The organism is Planktophila turicensis (SeqCode) (genome assembly GCF_965234405.1).
Lineage (GTDB): Bacteria > Actinomycetota > Actinomycetes > Nanopelagicales > Nanopelagicaceae > Planktophila > Planktophila turicensis.
In genome coordinates, this window is the sequence record NZ_OZ248346.1 from 1,212,374 (window position 1) to 1,229,868 (window position 17,495).

A 17,495-nucleotide genomic window follows, 5' to 3' on the forward strand; every position below is an offset into this window, starting at 1 on the left:
AATAATTACGCTGTTGGTGCTTCAGCGAGATCTTCAGGGCTGTCAGGTGTTGAAACCTTTGGTGATCCCTTAAAGGTGAACTTCGCATCTGCGTCGACACCTTCGACATCTACAACAATGATTTCGCCAGCCTTGAGCTCGCTAAACAAGATTCGCTCTGAGAGTGAATCTTCAATCTCGCGCTGAATAACGCGACGCAATGGACGCGCTCCAAGAAGTGGGTCATATCCACGAGCTGCTAGAAGATCCTTAGCTGCCTGTGTGAGTTCGATTCCCATGTCCTTAGCCTTAAGGCGCTCATCGAGTCCAGCGATCATGAGATCAACGATCTGAATGATCTGATCCTTTGTGAGCTGGTGGAAGACGATAACGTCATCGATACGGTTAAGGAATTCTGGGCGGAAGTGGTTCTTGAGTTCGTCTTGAACCTTGCCCTTCATGCGATCGTAATTTGTGAGGTCATCTTCTGCGTTAGCAAAGCCAAGCCCGAGTGACTTAGAGATGTCACGTGTACCGAGGTTTGTAGTCATGATGATGACGGTGTTCTTAAAGTCAACGGTGCGTCCTTGTGAATCTGTAAGGCGTCCATCTTCGAGAACCTGAAGAAGTGAGTTGAAGATATCTGGATGTGCCTTTTCGATTTCATCGAAGAGAACAACTGAGAATGGACGGCGACGTACCTTTTCAGTGAGCTGTCCGCCCTCGTCGTAACCGACATACCCTGGAGGTGCACCGAATAAACGAGACGCTGTGTGGCGCTCTGAGTATTCAGACATATCGAGTTGGATTAACGCAGTTTCATCACCGAATAGGAATGATGCGAGAGTGCGTGAAAGTTCTGTCTTACCAACGCCAGAAGGACCAGCGAAAATAAATGAACCACCAGGACGCTTTGGATCCTTAAGGCCTGCGCGAGTACGGCGGATTGCTTGTGACAACGCCTTGATCGCTTGATCTTGTCCAATAACGCGACGGTGAAGTTCATCTTCCATACGTAGAAGACGCGCTGTCTCTTCTTCAGTCAACTTAAATACAGGAATACCAGTTGATGCTGAAAGTACCTGAGCGATGAGTTCTTCATCTACTTCAGTCACCTTATCGAGATCGGTTGCCTTCCAATTCTTTTCAGCTTCTTGCTTCTCTTGGATAAGAGTTTTCTCCTTATCGCGAAGAGCTGCAGCGCCTTCAAAATCTTGTCCATCAATTGCAGATTCCTTAGCTTTACGAGCTTCAGCAATCTTGTCATCGAATTCGCGGAGTTCAGCTGGTGCTGTCATTCGCTTAATGCGAAGACGTGAACCTGCTTCATCAATAAGGTCGATCGCCTTATCTGGAAGGAAGCGATCTGAGATGTAGCGATCTGCCATATTTGCTGCGGCAGAGAGAGCGCCATCTGTAATTGATACGCGGTGGTGGGTTTCGTAACGATCACGAAGGCCCTTAAGAATTTCGATGGTGTGAGCAACTGATGGCTCTTTCACCTGAATTGGCTGGAAACGACGCTCAAGAGCTGCATCTTTTTCAATGTGCTTGCGGTACTCATCGAGAGTTGTTGCACCGATTGTCTGGAGCTCACCGCGAGCAAGCATTGGCTTAAGAATGCTTGCAGCATCGATTGCACCTTCTGCGGCTCCTGCTCCAACAAGTGTGTGAATTTCATCGATAAAGATAATAATGTCGCCGCGAGTCTTAATCTCTTTAAGAACCTTCTTGAGGCGCTCTTCGAAATCTCCGCGGTAACGTGAACCTGCAACAAGTGCACCCAGATCGAGTGAATAAAGCTGCTTATCCTTAAGTGTTTCAGGGACATCGTTCTTTGCAATTGCTTGCGCAAGACCTTCGACGACGGCTGTCTTACCAACACCTGGCTCGCCGATAAGTACTGGGTTGTTCTTTGTACGGCGAGAAAGAATTTGCATAACGCGCTCTACTTCGAGTTCGCGACCGATAACTGGATCGAGCTTTCCTTCACGTGCTGCTTGTGTGAGGTTGCGACCGAACTGATCGAGTACCAATGAAGTAGATGGTGTTCCTTCAGCAGGTCCGCCTTGTGAAACAGCTTCCTTACCTTGGTAGCCAGAGAGAAGTTGAATTACTTGCTGGCGAACGCGATTGAGATCTGCGCCGAGCTTGACGAGTACCTGTGCTGCAACGCCTTCGCCTTCGCGAATGAGGCCGAGCAAAATATGTTCTGTACCAATGTAGTTGTGGCCAAGTTGTAGCGCTTCGCGGAGTGAGAGTTCGAGAACTTTCTTTGCACGTGGAGTAAATGGAATGTGGCCGCTTGGTGCCTGCTGACCTTGTCCGATAATTTCTTCAACCTGTGCGCGAACGCCTTCAAGTGAAATTCCAAGTGATTCAAGACCTTTAGCAGCGACGCCTTCACCTTCGTGGATGAGGCCGAGGAGGATATGTTCGGTGCCGATGTAGTTGTGGTTGAGCATGCGTGCTTCTTCTTGAGCCAGGACAACAACGCGTCGAGCTCGATCGGTAAAGCGCTCAAACATGGGCGGAACTCCTTCTATTCATTGAATCTGTCGTAAGCCTATAACCCAGCCTAGGGAAGGCGCGAGGTGGATAGCTCTATGGGCAGTAGAACCCCATATATGGGCTCGATATTCCCGGCAGGGTCTAGAGGTTGAGAAGCATGCGGGTATTGCCGAGGGTATTTGGCTTCACCGACTCGAGATCAAGGAACTCGGCTACACCGGCGTCATAGGAGCGCAGGAGCTGCTGATAGACCTCTTGATCAACTGGTGTGCCATGAATTTCAACAAAGCCATGGCGACCAAAGAACTCTGTTTGAAAGGTAAGGCAGAAAATTCTTTCAACGCCTACTTCGCGCGCACGTTCGATGATGCGCTCCATGATCTTGTGGCCAATTCCTTGCTTATGCAAATCTTTTTGAACTGCAACGGTACGAACTTCGGCTAGATCTTCCCAAAGTGTGTGAAGCGCTCCGCAACCGACAACTTTTCCATCAAGTTCTGCGACAGTGAATTCTTGAACACCTTCGTAAAGTGTGACCGTCTCTTTTGCAAGCATCTGACCAGGTGCTGCATAGGAATCAACGAGTTCGCGAATTGCCTTTACATCTGTTGTCTTAGCTGAGCGAATAACTAACATTGTTAATCAATTTCTGGCTTAACAAGTGGGAACAAAATTGTTTCGCGGATTCCTAGACCAGTAAGAGCCATGAGAAGACGATCAACGCCCATTCCCATTCCACCCATTGGTGGCATTCCGAATTCCATCGCACGTAAGAAATCTTCATCAACCTGCATCGCTTCGAGATCGCCCTTAGCGCCAAGCTGTGCTTGTTCAACTAAACGATCACGTTGAATTACTGGGTCGATAAGTTCTGAGTAACCAGTTGCAAGTTCGAAACCATCAACGTAGAGATCCCACTTTTCTACGACGCCAGGAATTTCGCGGTGCGCGCGAACGAGTGGTGAAGTGTCAACGGGATAGCCCATAACAAATGTTGGTTCGATTAACTTATCTTGAGCAACGTGCTCGAAAATCTCTTCCGCGAGCTTGCCTGTTACCCACTTTGGGTCAATCTTCATGCCGAGCTTTGTGGCGTACTTCTTGAGTTCATCAATCGAAGTAAGCGCTGTTACCTGCTCGCCGACACCTTCAGAGATTGCGTCGTAGAGTGAAATTTCTTTCCAAGTACCACCGAGGTCAGCTTGGCGACCATCGTGATGTGTAACAACGTGTGAACCAGCAACAGCCATTGCAGCATTCTGAATAAGTGAGCGCGTTACATCTGCGATTGAACGCCAATCCCCGTAAGCCATATATGACTCAACCATTGCGAACTCTGGTGAGTGTGAAGAATCTGCACCTTCGTTACGGAAGTTACGGTTGATTTCAAAGACGCGCTCGATGCCGCCGACAACGCAGCGCTTTAAGAAGAGTTCAGGTGCAATACGCATAAAGAGATCCATGTCGTATGCATTACTGAAAGTTTTAAATGGACGAGCTGCTGCTCCGCCATGCATAACTTGAAGCATCGGTGTTTCAACTTCAATAAAGCTTTCGTTATTGAATGTATCGCGAAGTGAACGCATGACCGCTGGACGCATACGCGCTGCTGTGCGAGCTTCTGGGCGAACAATCAAATCTACATAACGCATACGAACGCGAGTCTCTTCAGACATCGGCTTGTGATCATTAGGAAGTGGACGAAGTGACTTTGATGCCAGCGTCCATGAATTTGCAAGGATAGAAAGCTCACCGCGCTTTGAGGTGATGATTTCGCCAGTAACAGAGACCATGTCACCTAAATCGATATCTGATTTCCATGCATCGAGTTGTTCTTGACCAACTTTGTCGAGAGATAACATCGCTTGAAGTTCAGTGCCATCGCCTTCGCGAAGAGTTGCAAAACAGAGCTTGCCGGTATCGCGCTTAAAGATGATGCGGCCAGTAAGGCTTTCGATATCTCCGGTAGCTACATCGATTTCAAGACCGGTGTACTTCTCGCGGACCTCTTTGAGAGATTTGGTGCGGGCGACTGCGACTGGGTATGGCTCGATTCCACGCTCAATAAGGCTCGCGCGCTTCTCACGACGGATCCGAAGTTGCTCGGGTAGGTCGTCTTCTGTCGCAGGCGTGTTATCGGTTGTCATAGGGCGTTGAGTCTACCTTTTATCGCTACTGATTCTTCTCATGAATAAGGCGTAGGCCGATAAGAGTGAGATCTGGTTCGTGCTCATCGATTGTGTCAGAGACACCGATGATGAGTGGGGCTAAGCCGCCAGTAGCAATGACTGTAGGAGCTTCGTCGTAATCCTTTGCAAGCTCTGCAGTGATGCGATCAACGAGGCCATCGACTTGTCCTGCAAATCCAAAGATAGTTCCAGATTGCAGAGCTTCGACCGTGTTCTTCCCAATAACGCTCTTTGGGCGAACCAATTCCACTTTACGAAGTTGCGCAGCGCGAGCGGCAAGTGCATCGACAGAGATTTCAATTCCGGGGGCAAGTGCGCCACCAAGGAATTCACCCTTAGGAGATACAACATCGAGGTTTGTCGAAGTTCCGAAATCAACGACGATTGCTGGTCCCCCATACAAGGTATGTGCTGCAAGAGTGTTGACGATGCGATCGGCACCGATCTCCTTTGGATTATCAACGAGTAGCTGAACACCAGTCTTGGTGCCGGGTTCAACAATCGTCGTCTGAATATCGGCAAAGTAAGTTGCAATCATCGTGCGAAGTTCGCGCAACGTTGCTGGCACTGTTGAACAGATAGATAACCCTGTGAGTGGATATCCGCTAATGAGTGCGCTGTACTGAAGCCAAAGTTCGTCAGCCGTAGTGCGAGGGTCGGTCTTTACGCGCCATGACTTAACGAGATCTTCCTTATCGAAGATTCCAAGAACTGTATTTGTATTTCCTACATCGACTGTTAATAGCATCGCTACTCCGCTCTCAGATCTAAACCGATATCAAAAACTGGTGCGCTGTGGGTCAGTGCGCCAATCGCTAAGTAGTTAACTCCTGTGACTGCATACGCCTTTGCGTTTTCAAGTGAGATGCCACCTGATGCCTCAAGCTTTGTAGCTCCTGCAACGATAGAAACTGCTTCTACGCATTGCGCTGGGCTCATATTGTCTAGGAGCACAAGATCTGGCTTCAGTGGCAGGACTTCACGCAACTGATCGAGAGTATCGACCTCAATTTCAATCTCTGACGCTGGGAACTTAGCGCGCACCTTTGAGAATGCTTCTGCAACGCCGCCCGCTGCAGCAATGTGGTTATCTTTAATAAGTGCTGCATCGCTGAGTGACATTCGATGATTGGTTCCGCCGCCCATACGTACTGCGTACTTTTCAAGTAAACGCATACCTGGAGTGGTCTTGCGGGTGTCGCGAACTTCGCAGTGTGTACCTGCAATCGCATCAACCCATGTACGAGTAAGCGTTGCAATACCGCTGAGGTGGCCTAAGAAGTTAAGTGCTGTGCGCTCTGCAAGAAGAATGGCACGAGTATCGCCACGAACAGTCATTAATACGTCGTCGGTGCTCACTGAGCTTCCATCTTGAACGTGAACGACAATATCAGTGAGGCCTACTTCTTCAAGAACTGCACGCGCCATATCGATTCCAGCCACGACACCGTTCTTACGCGAAACGAAGTCGGCAACTACTTTCTCATCGCCTAACACAGTTGCAACGGATGTGATGTCTTCTCCGCCTTGCAAATCTTCAGCAAGTGCTCGTTTAATTAAGTCGCGATCAATCATTTGCTACCCACTTCTTGGTATCCACTCGTCCAATAACCCTTTTGATCAAGATGTTGGACAATGCGCTTCTTCCATTGATTACTTGTCTCAGGAAAATCTTCGCGCCAGTGCGATCCGCGAGTTTCTTGGCGAATGAGCGCAGCTTTAAGAATCGCTTGTGCAAGCTGGAACAAGTTCGTTGTCTCCCAGGCTTCAACGCATGGTTCTGTGCTCTTCTTATCTTCAATACGAGTTAAATCCGAGCTGGTCTTCAATAGTGAATCTGATGAGCGAAGTACTCCGGCGCCACGGCTCATACTCACTTGAATCTCATGGCGAACCTTTGGATCAAGCAGTATTGCTTGTGATGCGTTCTCAACGGGATCACTCTTCTCTGGCAGGTTCTCAGCAATATCTGCAGCGATGCGCGCGCTGAAGACGAGACCTTCAAGGAGTGAATTTGATGCCAGGCGGTTAGCACCATGAACGCCCGAACATGCTGTTTCACCGCATGCATAGAGGCCGTTAACGCTTGTACGTCCATTGAGATCTACACGAACTCCGCCAGATGCGTAGTGCGATGCAGGGGCTACGGGAATCAAATCCTTAAGTGGATCAATGCCATGTGAAATACATGATGCATAAATCGTTGGGAATCGTTCCTTAAATCCTTCAAGATGGCGGACATCGAGCCAGACATGATGCGCACCAGTCTTATTCATGACGCGCATAATTGAAATTGCAACAACGTCGCGAGGAGCTAGTTCTGCAAGTGGGTGAATGTCTTGCATAAATCTCTTGCCGTTGTCGTCAAGAAGATATGCACCTTCTCCACGAACTGCTTCGCTAATAAGCGGTTGTTGTCCTTCAGAGTTATCGCCCAGCCATAAAACGGTTGGATGGAATTGAATGAATTCAACATCAGCGACTTTGGCTCCTGCGCGAAGTGCAAGTGCTACGCCATCACCAGTTGATACAGATGGATTTGTTGTCTGAGCAAATACTTGGCCAAGACCACCAGTTGCAAGAACTACAGCGCGTGCAAGTCCGCGACCAACACCGTCACGGCTACCTGCACCGATTACGTGAAGAGTTACTCCACAGACTTCGCCGATATCGTTCTTAAGCGCATCAAGAACGAGAGCGTGTTCTACAACTTCAATCTCTGGGTCATTCTGCACTGCGGCAAGTAGCGCTCGTGAAACTTCGGCGCCAGTTGCATCTCCGCCAGCATGCAGAATGCGATTACGTAGATGTCCGCCTTCGCGTGTAAGTGCGATTTCACCGCTATCTTCCTTGTCGAAGATTGCTCCTCTTTCAATTAACTTCCGAACTGCTTCAGGTCCTTCAGTAACTAGTACGCGGACCGCTTCAACATCACAGAGATCAGCGCCTGCAACGAGTGTGTCCTTCTCATGCGCTTCAGGTGAATCACCATCGCCAAGGGCTGCAGCAATACCGCCCTGCGCCCACTTGGTAGAGCCTTCATCAACGCGCGCTTTAGTTACAAGCAAAACTGATAAACCATATGTGCGACATTGCAGAGCAGTAGTAAGGCCTGCGATACCTGATCCGACAACAATCACGTCAGCAGAAGCGGTCCAGCCTGGTGCCGGTGCCAAGAGCTTCATGCGCGAATTCCCATAGGCATATTGTCAATCAAACGCACTCCATTAATCCAGCCAGCGACAATTGCACGGAGATCACCAGAGGACGATTGAGCGTGCGTGAAACTCTGCTCGTTAATGAAATCTGCATAATCAACGGTGAAAGCAGGTTCAGTCTCCAATATCGCTCTTAACTCTTCCTCAGTCTTTGCCTGAGTCAGAGCTCTATAGATAACAGTTGCCGCGGTTCGACCTTCTGGAGTCAATCGAACATTGCGAGAAGACAATGCAAGTCCATCGTTTTCACGAACTGTAGGCGCGGTAATGATTTCTACTTCACCGGCAATTGTCTTAATCAAATGCAATTGTTGGAAATCTTTCTCGCCAAAGATTGCAACTGTGGGATTAACGAAATCAAAGAGGCGGCGAACAACGGTAAGAACACCATCAAAGTGTCCTGGTCGAGATTTGCCTTCGTAAATATCGCCTATTGGCCCAGCTGATTGCTTTGCGAATCCGTCTGGATAGATCTCTGATTGATTTGGCAGCCACAGATGTGTGACTCCGGCGGCTGCTGCGATTTCAATATCAATATCAGGGGTACGTGGGTACTTCGCTAAATCTTCTTGACTCTCAAATTGCATTGGATTGACGAAAATACTGGCAACAACGTTCTCGCTATATTTCTTAGCAAGCTGAAAGAGAGATGCATGTCCCGCGTGAAGGGCGCCCATTGTTGGAACAAATGCGCAGGCAGAAGGAAGCTCGCGAGCATTTGTTACTACTTTCATGGCTCCAGTCCTTTCAGGTACCGGGCAGGCAGTAAGGGAATTCTAAGGCGTTAAGGCAGTTGCGCCAAAAGTTCAGAGATTTTGCCGTGTGTAAGCAGAACAGCATCAGCTTCAATCTCATGCCATGGCTCAATAACAAAGCGGCGTTCATGTGCGCGCGGATGTGGGAGTTCGAGCTCTTCGGCTTTACTCAGAAGTGATCCATACTGAATGAGATCGAGATCAATAGTGCGCGGTCCCCATCTTTCGATACGTTCGCGACCAAGTGATTTTTCTATGCCTTGAAGTAGAGAAAGTAAATCAAGTGCTGGCAGTTCACTTTCAAGAATGCAGACAGCGTTGATGTAATCAGGTTGTTCCGGACCGCCGACTGGTTTTGTTGTATAAAAGTTAGAGATTGCAATTACTTCGGTGGCTTCTTTCAGCATGGCTATTGCCAAATTCATCTGTTCACTTGGATTGCCGATATTGGCGCCAAGTGCGACCACTGCCTTCATCGGGTAATCGTTACCGAGATATCTGAAGTCTGAGCTGAAACCGGTGCTTTCGGTTTATGTACTGTCACTGCAATTGCAGATATCTCTGGGTGGCCCGATTTAATGCGATCTGCAATGCGTCCTGCAAGTCTTTCGATGAGCTGAACTCGTTCACCGGTAATTTCTTCTACAACTAGATCAGCTAATGAGCCGTAATCAATCGTCTCGGCAAGATTATCTGACTTGCTTGGCTTAGAAAGATCGAGTGAAATTTCAAGATCAACAAAGAAATCTTGACCGTTCTTTGCTTCATGATCAAAGACTCCGTGATACCCAAAGCCCCAGATACCTTTTAAGGAAATCTTGTCGCTCATGAGGTAATCGCTTCCTTATTCGCCTTCACACCATGAACTCTAACTGCCCAGATACCTTTGCCTACAAGCGATTGAGTGACCTGCACTGTCGCATCTTCACGATCATCAGGCGTATCGCCACCAAGGAAACGTTTCCGTGAATGCCCAATAAGAACCGGGTAGCCAAGTGCGATGAATTCGTCGATACGGTTAAGGATCTCCCAGTTATGTTCCGCATCTTTTGCAAAGCCAATGCCCGGGTCGAGAATGATGTTCTCTCGCTTAATGCCAGCAGCTAGCGCCTTATCTAATTGAATTGAAATCTCTTCAATCACTTCGGCTACAACATCTGAATAAATCGCCTTTGAATTCATATCTTTAGAGTGTCCACGCCAATGCATAAGCGTGTATTTGCAGCCTAATTGGGCGACTGTTGAAAACATCTCTGGGTCGGCAGCTCCTCCGCTGACATCATTAACAATCGTTGCGCCTGCTTCCACACCTAACTTGGCAGTTGATGCACGCATGGTGTCGATACTGATGACCACGCTCTCTTTGGCAAGTTCTCGAATAACAGGAATCACTCGCTCTTGTTCTTCTTCAGCAGAAACGCGATCCGCACCGGGGCGCGTTGATTCGCCCCCGATATCGATGATGTCGACGCCATCTTCAATCATCTCGCGGCCATGCGTGATTGCTAGATCTGTATCAAAATGAAGACCACCGTCGGCAAATGAATCCGGTGTGACGTTAAGAATTCCCATCACCAACATGTGCGGTTATCGATTCGTAATAAGGCTAATTGCTTCTGCGCGAGTTGTTGCATCGCGAAGAACGCCGCGTACCGCAGAAGTTGTAGTTCGGGCCTGAGACTTTCGAACTCCACGCATCGACATACATAAATGTTCGCAGTCGATGATGACAATGACGCCCATTGGCTTCAAAATTTCAACGAGAGCATCTGCAATCTGCGTTGTAAGTCGCTCTTGTACTTGTGGGCGACGAGCAAAGAGATCAACAAGACGTGCCACTTTAGAAAGCCCAGTGATTTTTCCGCTGGGGATATATCCAACATGAGCAACGCCATGGAAAGGAGTCAGGTGATGCTCGCAATGAGAGAAGACTTCGATATCTCGAATGATGACGAGCTCTTCATGGCCGATATCAAAGGTAGTTGTGAGGACATCTTCTGGCTTCTGCCATAGCCCCTCAAAATTTTCTTTAAATGCACGAGCTACTCGAGCGGGGGTCTCTTTCAGGCCTTCGCGTTCTGGATCTTCACCGAGTGCAAGAAGAAGTTCGCGAACAGCCTTTTCGGCGCGCTCCTGATCGTATGGGTGTGATGCTCTTCCATCGCTTGGGCCCATTGATACAGAAGAAATGTCACTCACTAGGTGTGGCCTTCTTTACGCGACGATTCTTACGAGGAGCATCTTCAACAGGTGCAATTACACGTTCAGGAATATCTACTGGGGGTTGTGAAGAAGGGATTCGAGTCGCCGACCCTGTCCACGCCGGACGAGTAGGCCAAGACTTCACCTTTGCAAAGATTTCTGCGATCTCTTCCTTATTGAGAGTTTCCTTCTCAAGTAGGTGAAGAACCATCTCATCAAGAATTGTGCGATTTGCTTCAAGAATGTCGTAAGCCTCTTGATGCGCCGTTCCGATTAAGTTGCGAATTTCAGCATCGACAACCGCTGCAACGTTTTCAGAGTAATCACGCTGATGGCCATAATCGCGACCCATAAATGGTTCTGATGCATCTGAGCCAAGTTTGATTGCACCAATTGCTTCAGTCATTCCGTATTGAGTAACCATGGCACGCGCCAGTGCTGTTGCCTTCTCAATATCGTTTGAAGCACCCGTTGATGGATCATGGAAGATAAGTTCTTCTGCAGCGCGCCCACCCAATGAATATGCCAACTGATCAAGTAGCTGATTGCGAGTAGTTGAGTACTTGTCATCATCTGGAAGAACCATTGTGTAACCAAGTGCGCGACCACGTGGCATGATCGTGATCTTATGAACAGGGTCTGTATGTGGAAGTGCGTGCGCAACAAGTGCATGTCCTGCCTCGTGATACGCAGTAACGCGACGTTCTTCTTCAGACATCAAACGTGACTTACGTTGCGGACCAGCCATGACACGATCGATTGCTTCATCAATCTGTGAGTTGTTAATTGTCTTCTGTCCTTCACGTGCAGTCAAAAGTGCTGCTTCATTCAATACATTTGCAAGGTCGGCACCAGTAAATCCTGGTGTGCGACGGGCATATGCAACGATTTCGACATCCTTAGAGATTGGCTTGCCCTTGGCATGGACTTTGAGAATATCCTCGCGGCCTTTGAGATCAGGACGTTCAACTGGAATCTGTCGATCAAAACGGCCTGGGCGCAAGAGCGCTGGATCAAGAACATCGGGACGGTTTGTAGCTGCGATAAGAATTACTTGGCCATTTGCTTCAAAGCCATCCATCTCGACGAGTAACTGGTTAAGGGTTTGTTCGCGTTCATCGTGACCGCCACCCATACCTGCACCGCGTTGACGACCCACTGCATCGATTTCATCAACGAAGACAATTGCAGGTGCATTTGCCTTTGCTTGATTGAAGAGATCGCGCACGCGAGCTGCACCAACACCGACAAACATTTCGACAAAGTCAGAACCTGAAATTGAATAGAAAGGAACTTTTGCTTCACCAGCAACAGCGCGCGCAAGAAGTGTCTTACCTGTTCCTGGGGGGCCGTAGAGAAGCACTCCCTTAGGAATCTTTGCACCTAAGAGCGCGTACTTCGCAGGGTCGGCAAGGAAATCCTTGATCTCTTCTAGTTCAGCAATTGCTTCATCAGAGCCTGCAACATCGGCAAAGGTATTTTGCGGAACATCGCTATCTTGCAACTTCGCACGTGATTTTCCGAAGGAGAAGACGCGATTGCCGCCTTGCGCCTGGCTCATCATGAGGAAGAAGAGGAATCCAATAATCAGAATTGGTCCAAATGAGAATAAGAATGTTGTGAAGAATGATTGCGTTGGAACATCAACGCTCCAGCCCTTTGCTGGTGGGTTAGCTGTTAACGCATCAACAAGAGTTGGTTCTTGGCGCGCTACATACGATGCTTCAACTTTCGTTGAACCCTTAATGGTGTTGCCATTTGAGAGCACCAAGCGAATCTTCTGAGACTTATCGACCAACACTGCAGATTCAACTTGTGAGCGAGAAATCGCATCAATTGCCTGTGAAGTTTTGATCTCTGTGTAGCGACCAGATGCAGAAGAGATCTGGCCGAAGATTGAAACACCAAAGATTGCAACGATGATCCAGAAGAGAGGTCCGCGGAAAATCTTCTGAGAGCGAGTTAGAGGAGCCTTCTTTCCACCATCTTTAGCAGGCGAATTTTGGCCCTTCTTAGACGTTGCCTTCTTCAGCTTATCCATCGGGTTATTTGATTTCTTCTGTGGTTCGAGGGAAGTCATAAATATCCTTATGAGTACATGTGCTTTGCAAGCACACCGATAAATGAAAGGTTGCGGTACTTCTCATCAAAATCGAGACCATAGCCAACAACGAACTCCTTAGGAATATCGAAGCCAACGTACTTCACATCTACTTCAACTTTCGCTGCCTCTGGCTTACGAAGGATTGCAAGAATTTCAACAGATGCTGCGCCGCGAGAGAAAAGATTTGATTTAAGCCATGAAAGCGTCAAACCTGTATCGACGATATCTTCGACAATTAGAACGTGGCGTCCGGTGATATCGCGGTCGAGATCTTTAAGAATACGAACAACGCCACTTGATTTTGTTCCGGAACCATAAGAAGAGACAGCCATCCAATCCATCTCAATATGAGTCTGCATCGCACGAGTGAGGTCGGCCATCGCCATGATTGCGCCCTTGAGAACACCAACAAGAAGAACGTTCTTATCTTTGTAATCTTCATCAACGCGAGCTGCAAGTTCTGCAATCTTTGCTGCAAGTTGCTCTTCTGTTGCGATTACCTTTTCAACATCGGTTCCGACTGCTGCTAAATCCACGTGGTCTGCTCCTCGATAGTTAAGGCTGGGCTGAGAGCGAAAGTCTGCCCGAAATTCGCTCAACCTTCACACCACCGGGAAGGCTGATAGCCCCTTGACCCCTCCATGACGTGACGAGCGCCTCAACTGCGGCTAAATGATCGGCTGTAATTGAGCCTGAAGGGGCTCCGGCAGCGTAAATAGCCGCCCTCAGGATGCGTGAGCGAATTGCTCTCGCCAGGCTCGCTAAATGCTCGCAATCGAGCTGAGCCGGATCGAGCGCTGTCATCTCTTTCTGGGCAATCTCATCAAGGGCATCGGCATCATCGCGCAATAAAGATGCGCTCCTTGCAAGTGCGGCTGAAATTCCAGGACCTAACTTCTCTTCCATCACCGGAAGAACTTCGCTGCGAACTCTTACTCGAGAAAATTCTGTATTGCCGTTATGCGGATCGTTCCAGGGGTCAATCCCGATCTCTTTACATGCAGCAACAGTTTCGGCGCGAGTGATACCTAAAAGTGGACGAAGATAAATTCCATTCTTAATTGCCATTCCAGAAAGAGATCGCGTTCCAGAACCACGAGCTAATCCAAGTAAAACTGTTTCAGCTTGATCATCGCGTGTGTGACCTAAGAAGACTTGCGTTGCCTTCTCTTGCGCAGCGCACGCAGCAAGAGCTTGATAACGTGCATCACGAGCGCCAGCTTCGATGCCGGACTGAGTAGTGACCACAACTTTGCGAGTAATAACTTTCTCATAACCCATCCTCTTTAACTGAGCTTCTACCTTTTCCGCTTGAATATTTGAACCGCTTTGCAATTGGTGATCGATAGTCACACCGATTGCAGTGATTGCATTTGCTTGCGATTCTTTAAGAATTGCATATGCCAGCGCAAGTGAATCTGCGCCTCCAGAAACAGCAACAAGAACCGTGTCGCCTACTTCGAGGGATGCAAGGTAAGGCTTTACTGCGTTGCGAATAGCAACGGTTGCATCAGTCATGAGTGAAGATTAGACCCGACCACCGAAAGGCATAAGCCCCTTAACGCTATAGATATTGGAGTAGAGCAAGCCCTTACCCTTTGAATTCGCCTCCCACATCATTCCTTCGCCTGCATAAATAGTGATGTGGTGAATGGTTGAGATAGTTCCCTTATATGAATAGAAGAGAAGATCGCCCGGCTGAAGTTGAGTGAGTGGTACATGCTTTGTATAACCTGAATACAGAGCAGAGTTGAGGCGATCCCAGTTTGGCCAGCCTAGACCTGCTGATTTATATGCCGCATAGACAAGACCAGAACAGTCGAATGAGTTTGGTCCTTGGGTTCCCCAGATATATGGCTTGCGTGCAAGAACCTGCTTCTTCGCAAATGCAACCGCCGCTAATCGTTGAGCCTCAGTTGTACGAATTGTAGAACGTCCCTTAAAGCCACGATCTGGCCAAACTTTCGCCTGATTAATTGTTGTCGTTGCAGTTGTTGCTTGGCTCTCTTCCAAGAGCGCCAACTGACGCTGTTGCTCAAGGGTGATTCGAACGTTTCGCGCACTCGCTAATTCGCGAATCAACTTATCTTGAACTGCTCGAAGTTTATTAACTTCCTTCTGCTGAAGGGCTTGTGCAGCATCGGCAATCTTCTTCGTTGCTTCTACCTTTGCAGTAGCAACTACTTGAATTGCTCGCGCTTCATCTGCTTTCTTCTTTGCAGCCTTTGCAATAATTTCTGCAGCTTTGTAACGCTCGAGCGCCGTCGTATTGCGGGCACCGAGAGTGTTAAGAGTCGAGAGTTGATCAACAAGATCTTGCGGACCATTAGCGCTCAACAAAGGTTGGATATCGCTCATGCTTCCACCAAGAATGTAGGCATCTGCTGCCAACTTTCCGATAACTCGGTGAGCTTCAGCTACTGCCTCGGCAGTTTCGGCTGCGTACTTGGCTGCTGCCACAGCTTGGGCAGTTGCGATATCTAACTCTTTCTTCGCTTTGAGATAGATAGCGCGAGCTGTATTTGCACGAGCAGTTAATTGTTTAAGAGTGAGATTGGCAGCCGCTAATTTCTTCGCTGCCGCATCTGCAGCTTTTTTCTTCGCAGCTTCCGCTTGCTTCGCTGCCTCGATTTCAGCAAGAGTTGGCTTAGGTTTTGCGATTGCAGGGGTGGATGCAAGAGTCAAGCTTGCAATGATTGCAAGGCAAATAAAGCTCTTTCTCCGACGCATTGTTGAAGAATAATTGAGCCCCCACTCTTATCGCGGGGTATCAGGTGAGTGTCGCTAGTTAGCCACATCTCTCCGTGAAAAGAGCACGGTCGCAACAAGTGCTCCGACCAATACATAGGAAGTTCCCAGAGTTAACGCATGCGAATATGAAATATCTGCGCTACCGCCTTGAGCAATCAAGGTGAGCTGGTTGCCCGGCATCCATTCTAGGAATACAGGCTTCACGGCGCCTAAGAGATTTTCAATGATCAGAATCCATAGGACTCCGATTGAGATTGCAGAGATTGGTGAGCGAAGGAGAAGGCCAAGGACCATTCCTACGATTCCGAAGTAGACGACAGAGATTGTTACGTTTACTAAGGTCTTTCCAATTTCTGTATATCCATCGGATGTAAACCAAAGATCAGTGGAAACCTTGGCGCGATCAGATAAGAAGTAAGAGATTCCAATACTTACTGCTGCTGAAATAAGAATCATAATGAGGGCAAATATCTTCATGGCAATGAGCTTGCCGATGAGAATTCGAATACGGCCAGGTTGGCGAACCAAGATATTTCGCAATGTGCCGTATGTGTACTCCTGCGCAGTCTGTGCCGCAAAGACGCAGAGTGCAATGACTCCGAGTAGCCCACCTACTGATGCAAATCCATAAACAGATCCGCCCGCAAGTTCAAGTACTTCACGGCCGATTTGTCGTCCGCGGTCTCCATTTCCTTGTTCGGAATCAATCATCAAATAAAGGAAGGTAGATGTGAGCCCTGTGAAGAAGAGAGCTGCACCGATAGTGCCAAGGAAAAGAGTTGGGCGGCGCAATTTTCGCCATTCTGCGCGAACAATGCGAATCATTTCTTTTCTCCTGTCATCTCAAAGAATGTCTCTTCGAGGTTTGGCATCTGAGGTGAGAGCTGGGTAATCAAAATTCCTGCATCAAAAGCTTTGCGATTGAGCGTTCCTGCCCAATCTGCCGGCCCTTCAATGTGCGCAACCTCAGAACGGATTGTTGCTTTATGGCCATCAGCTTCAGCAATTGCAACAATCTTTTGCAGATCGCTCTGCGAATCTGTCTTGACCAAGATAAATGGCTGTTGCATGAGGAAGAGATCTTGAATTGGCCCTGCAAAAACAACTTCACCTTTTCGCAGCATGACGATGTATTCGCTAATGATTTCAAGCTCAGAGAGCAAGTGCGAAGATACGAAAACTGTTGTGCCCTGGCTAGCTAATTTCTTGAGAAGATCGCGAACCTCTTGGATACCTTCAGGATCAAGTCCATTTGTTGGTTCGTCGAGAACGAGAACTTTTGGTTCAGGAAGAAGAGCGGCGGCGATTCCTAGGCGCTGTTTCATTCCGAGTGAATAAGTCTTGTACTTGGAATTTCCGCGACCTTCAAGACCAACGGTCTTAATCAATTCAGCAACGCGTTCGATGGGATAGCCACCAAGAGTTGCCAGTACCTTGAGGTTTTCTTCTCCAGTAAGTGCTGGATAAAAAGCGGGACCTTCGATCATCGCTCCGACGCGTGAAAGATATTTTTCAGGGTGAGTGATTGATTCGCCAAGTACTTCAGCCGTTCCGCCGGTTGGCGTAATCAGCCCAAGAAGCATGCGAATAGTTGTTGTCTTACCGGCACCGTTAGGGCCGACAAATCCGCAGATTGTTCCGAGTGGTACTTCGAAGTTTGCGTGAGATACGGCAAATCCTGAGTCGTATTTCTTGCTCAGATCCTTTACGGATATTGCTAATGAGGTCATGCGGGCAATATAGCGGGCAAAACTTAAGGCTTTCTGAATATGGACTTAGGATGTGC

17 protein-coding genes are annotated in these 17,495 nt (G+C 48.3%); all 17 read right to left on the reverse strand.

The window, feature by feature from the left end:
• Window positions 1-5: 5 nt before the first annotated feature.
• Entirely contained in the window at window positions 6-2,507 is a 2,502-nt protein-coding gene (locus AC8GFK_RS06305) for an ATP-dependent Clp protease ATP-binding subunit (protein ID WP_506625071.1), read from the reverse strand.
• 124 nt (window positions 2,508-2,631) lie between these two features.
• Entirely contained in the window at window positions 2,632-3,126 is a 495-nt protein-coding gene (locus tag AC8GFK_RS06310) for an amino-acid N-acetyltransferase (protein ID WP_095674005.1), read from the reverse strand.
• Between the two features lie 2 nt (window positions 3,127-3,128).
• Window positions 3,129-4,637, reverse strand: a complete 1,509-nt coding sequence (gene lysS, locus AC8GFK_RS06315) for a lysine--tRNA ligase (RefSeq protein WP_095674006.1) — start codon at window positions 4,635-4,637, stop codon at window positions 3,129-3,131.
• A gap of 25 nt (window positions 4,638-4,662) precedes the next feature.
• Window positions 4,663-5,427: a type III pantothenate kinase gene (locus AC8GFK_RS06320; protein ID WP_506625072.1), complete on the reverse strand. Its 765-nt coding sequence runs from the start codon at window positions 5,425-5,427 to the stop codon at window positions 4,663-4,665.
• Between the two features lie 2 nt (window positions 5,428-5,429).
• Window positions 5,430-6,254 carry a carboxylating nicotinate-nucleotide diphosphorylase gene (gene nadC / locus AC8GFK_RS06325; protein ID WP_506625073.1) on the reverse strand — a complete coding sequence of 275 codons (825 nt, stop codon included), beginning with the start codon at window positions 6,252-6,254 and terminating at the stop codon, window positions 5,430-5,432.
• A complete protein-coding gene (locus AC8GFK_RS06330) occupies window positions 6,251-7,864 on the reverse strand; it encodes an L-aspartate oxidase (protein WP_506625074.1) in 1,614 nt (537 codons plus the stop codon). The genes nadC and AC8GFK_RS06330 overlap by 4 nt, the downstream gene beginning before the upstream one ends.
• The gene (gene panC / locus AC8GFK_RS06335; RefSeq protein WP_506625075.1) at window positions 7,861-8,631 is read right to left on the reverse strand and encodes a pantoate--beta-alanine ligase; all 771 of its coding nucleotides are present in this window, start codon (window positions 8,629-8,631) and stop codon (window positions 7,861-7,863) included. The genes AC8GFK_RS06330 and panC overlap by 4 nt, the downstream gene beginning before the upstream one ends.
• Before the next feature lie 50 nt (window positions 8,632-8,681).
• Complete coding sequence (gene folK, locus AC8GFK_RS06340; protein ID WP_506625076.1) at window positions 8,682-9,128, reverse strand: 2-amino-4-hydroxy-6-hydroxymethyldihydropteridine diphosphokinase; 447 nt, start codon at window positions 9,126-9,128, stop codon at window positions 8,682-8,684.
• Complete coding sequence (folB, locus tag AC8GFK_RS06345; RefSeq protein ID WP_506625077.1) at window positions 9,125-9,481, reverse strand: dihydroneopterin aldolase; 357 nt, start codon at window positions 9,479-9,481, stop codon at window positions 9,125-9,127. The genes folK and folB overlap by 4 nt, the downstream gene beginning before the upstream one ends.
• On the reverse strand, window positions 9,478-10,233 hold the full coding sequence (folP, locus tag AC8GFK_RS06350) for a dihydropteroate synthase (RefSeq protein ID WP_506625078.1): 756 nt from the start codon (window positions 10,231-10,233) through the stop codon (window positions 9,478-9,480). Before folP ends, folB begins: the two co-directional genes overlap by 4 nt.
• A gap of 6 nt (window positions 10,234-10,239) precedes the next feature.
• A complete protein-coding gene (gene folE / locus AC8GFK_RS06355; RefSeq protein WP_095674204.1) occupies window positions 10,240-10,827 on the reverse strand; it encodes a GTP cyclohydrolase I FolE in 588 nt (195 codons plus the stop codon).
• Window positions 10,828-10,843: 16 nt separating this feature from the next.
• Complete coding sequence (gene ftsH, locus AC8GFK_RS06360) at window positions 10,844-12,934, reverse strand: ATP-dependent zinc metalloprotease FtsH (RefSeq protein WP_506625079.1); 2,091 nt, start codon at window positions 12,932-12,934, stop codon at window positions 10,844-10,846.
• Window positions 12,935-12,942: 8 nt separating this feature from the next.
• Entirely contained in the window at window positions 12,943-13,494 is a 552-nt protein-coding gene (gene hpt / locus AC8GFK_RS06365) for a hypoxanthine phosphoribosyltransferase (protein ID WP_506625080.1), read from the reverse strand.
• A gap of 19 nt (window positions 13,495-13,513) precedes the next feature.
• Window positions 13,514-14,476 carry a tRNA lysidine(34) synthetase TilS gene (gene tilS, locus AC8GFK_RS06370; protein ID WP_506625081.1) on the reverse strand — a complete coding sequence of 321 codons (963 nt, stop codon included), beginning with the start codon at window positions 14,474-14,476 and terminating at the stop codon, window positions 13,514-13,516.
• A 9-nt stretch (window positions 14,477-14,485) separates the two neighbouring features.
• Entirely contained in the window at window positions 14,486-15,688 is a 1,203-nt protein-coding gene (locus AC8GFK_RS06375; protein WP_095674017.1) for a C40 family peptidase, read from the reverse strand.
• A gap of 54 nt (window positions 15,689-15,742) precedes the next feature.
• Entirely contained in the window at window positions 15,743-16,534 is a 792-nt protein-coding gene (locus AC8GFK_RS06380) for a DUF2705 family protein (RefSeq protein WP_506625082.1), read from the reverse strand.
• Window positions 16,531-17,439, reverse strand: a complete 909-nt coding sequence (locus AC8GFK_RS06385) for an ABC transporter ATP-binding protein (protein ID WP_095674019.1) — start codon at window positions 17,437-17,439, stop codon at window positions 16,531-16,533. The genes AC8GFK_RS06380 and AC8GFK_RS06385 overlap by 4 nt, the downstream gene beginning before the upstream one ends.
• Window positions 17,440-17,495: the final 56 nt, after the last annotated feature.

Coding starts and splice junctions, on each gene's coding strand:
- AC8GFK_RS06330 (WP_506625074.1), bottom strand. CDS start 7,864: ATGAAGCTCTTGGCACCGGCACCAGGCTGGACCGCTTCTGCTGACGTG.
- AC8GFK_RS06375 (WP_095674017.1), bottom strand. CDS start 15,688: ATGCGTCGGAGAAAGAGCTTTATTTGCCTTGCAATCATTGCAAGCTTG.
- AC8GFK_RS06385 (WP_095674019.1), bottom strand. CDS start 17,439: ATGACCTCATTAGCAATATCCGTAAAGGATCTGAGCAAGAAATACGAC.
- AC8GFK_RS06380 (WP_506625082.1), bottom strand. CDS start 16,534: ATGATTCGCATTGTTCGCGCAGAATGGCGAAAATTGCGCCGCCCAACT.
- AC8GFK_RS06305 (WP_506625071.1), bottom strand. CDS start 2,507: ATGTTTGAGCGCTTTACCGATCGAGCTCGACGCGTTGTTGTCCTGGCT.
- tilS (WP_506625081.1), bottom strand. CDS start 14,476: ATGACTGATGCAACCGTTGCTATTCGCAACGCAGTAAAGCCTTACCTT.
- panC (WP_506625075.1), bottom strand. CDS start 8,631: ATGAAAGTAGTAACAAATGCTCGCGAGCTTCCTTCTGCCTGCGCATTT.
- ftsH (WP_506625079.1), bottom strand. CDS start 12,934: ATGACTTCCCTCGAACCACAGAAGAAATCAAATAACCCGATGGATAAG.
- lysS (WP_095674006.1), bottom strand. CDS start 4,637: ATGACAACCGATAACACGCCTGCGACAGAAGACGACCTACCCGAGCAA.
- AC8GFK_RS06310 (WP_095674005.1), bottom strand. CDS start 3,126: ATGTTAGTTATTCGCTCAGCTAAGACAACAGATGTAAAGGCAATTCGC.
- AC8GFK_RS06320 (WP_506625072.1), bottom strand. CDS start 5,427: ATGCTATTAACAGTCGATGTAGGAAATACAAATACAGTTCTTGGAATC.
- folE (WP_095674204.1), bottom strand. CDS start 10,827: ATGGGCCCAAGCGATGGAAGAGCATCACACCCATACGATCAGGAGCGC.
- folB (WP_506625077.1), bottom strand. CDS start 9,481: ATGAGCGACAAGATTTCCTTAAAAGGTATCTGGGGCTTTGGGTATCAC.
- nadC (WP_506625073.1), bottom strand. CDS start 6,254: ATGATTGATCGCGACTTAATTAAACGAGCACTTGCTGAAGATTTGCAA.
- folP (WP_506625078.1), bottom strand. CDS start 10,233: ATGTTGGTGATGGGAATTCTTAACGTCACACCGGATTCATTTGCCGAC.
- folK (WP_506625076.1), bottom strand. CDS start 9,128: ATGAAGGCAGTGGTCGCACTTGGCGCCAATATCGGCAATCCAAGTGAA.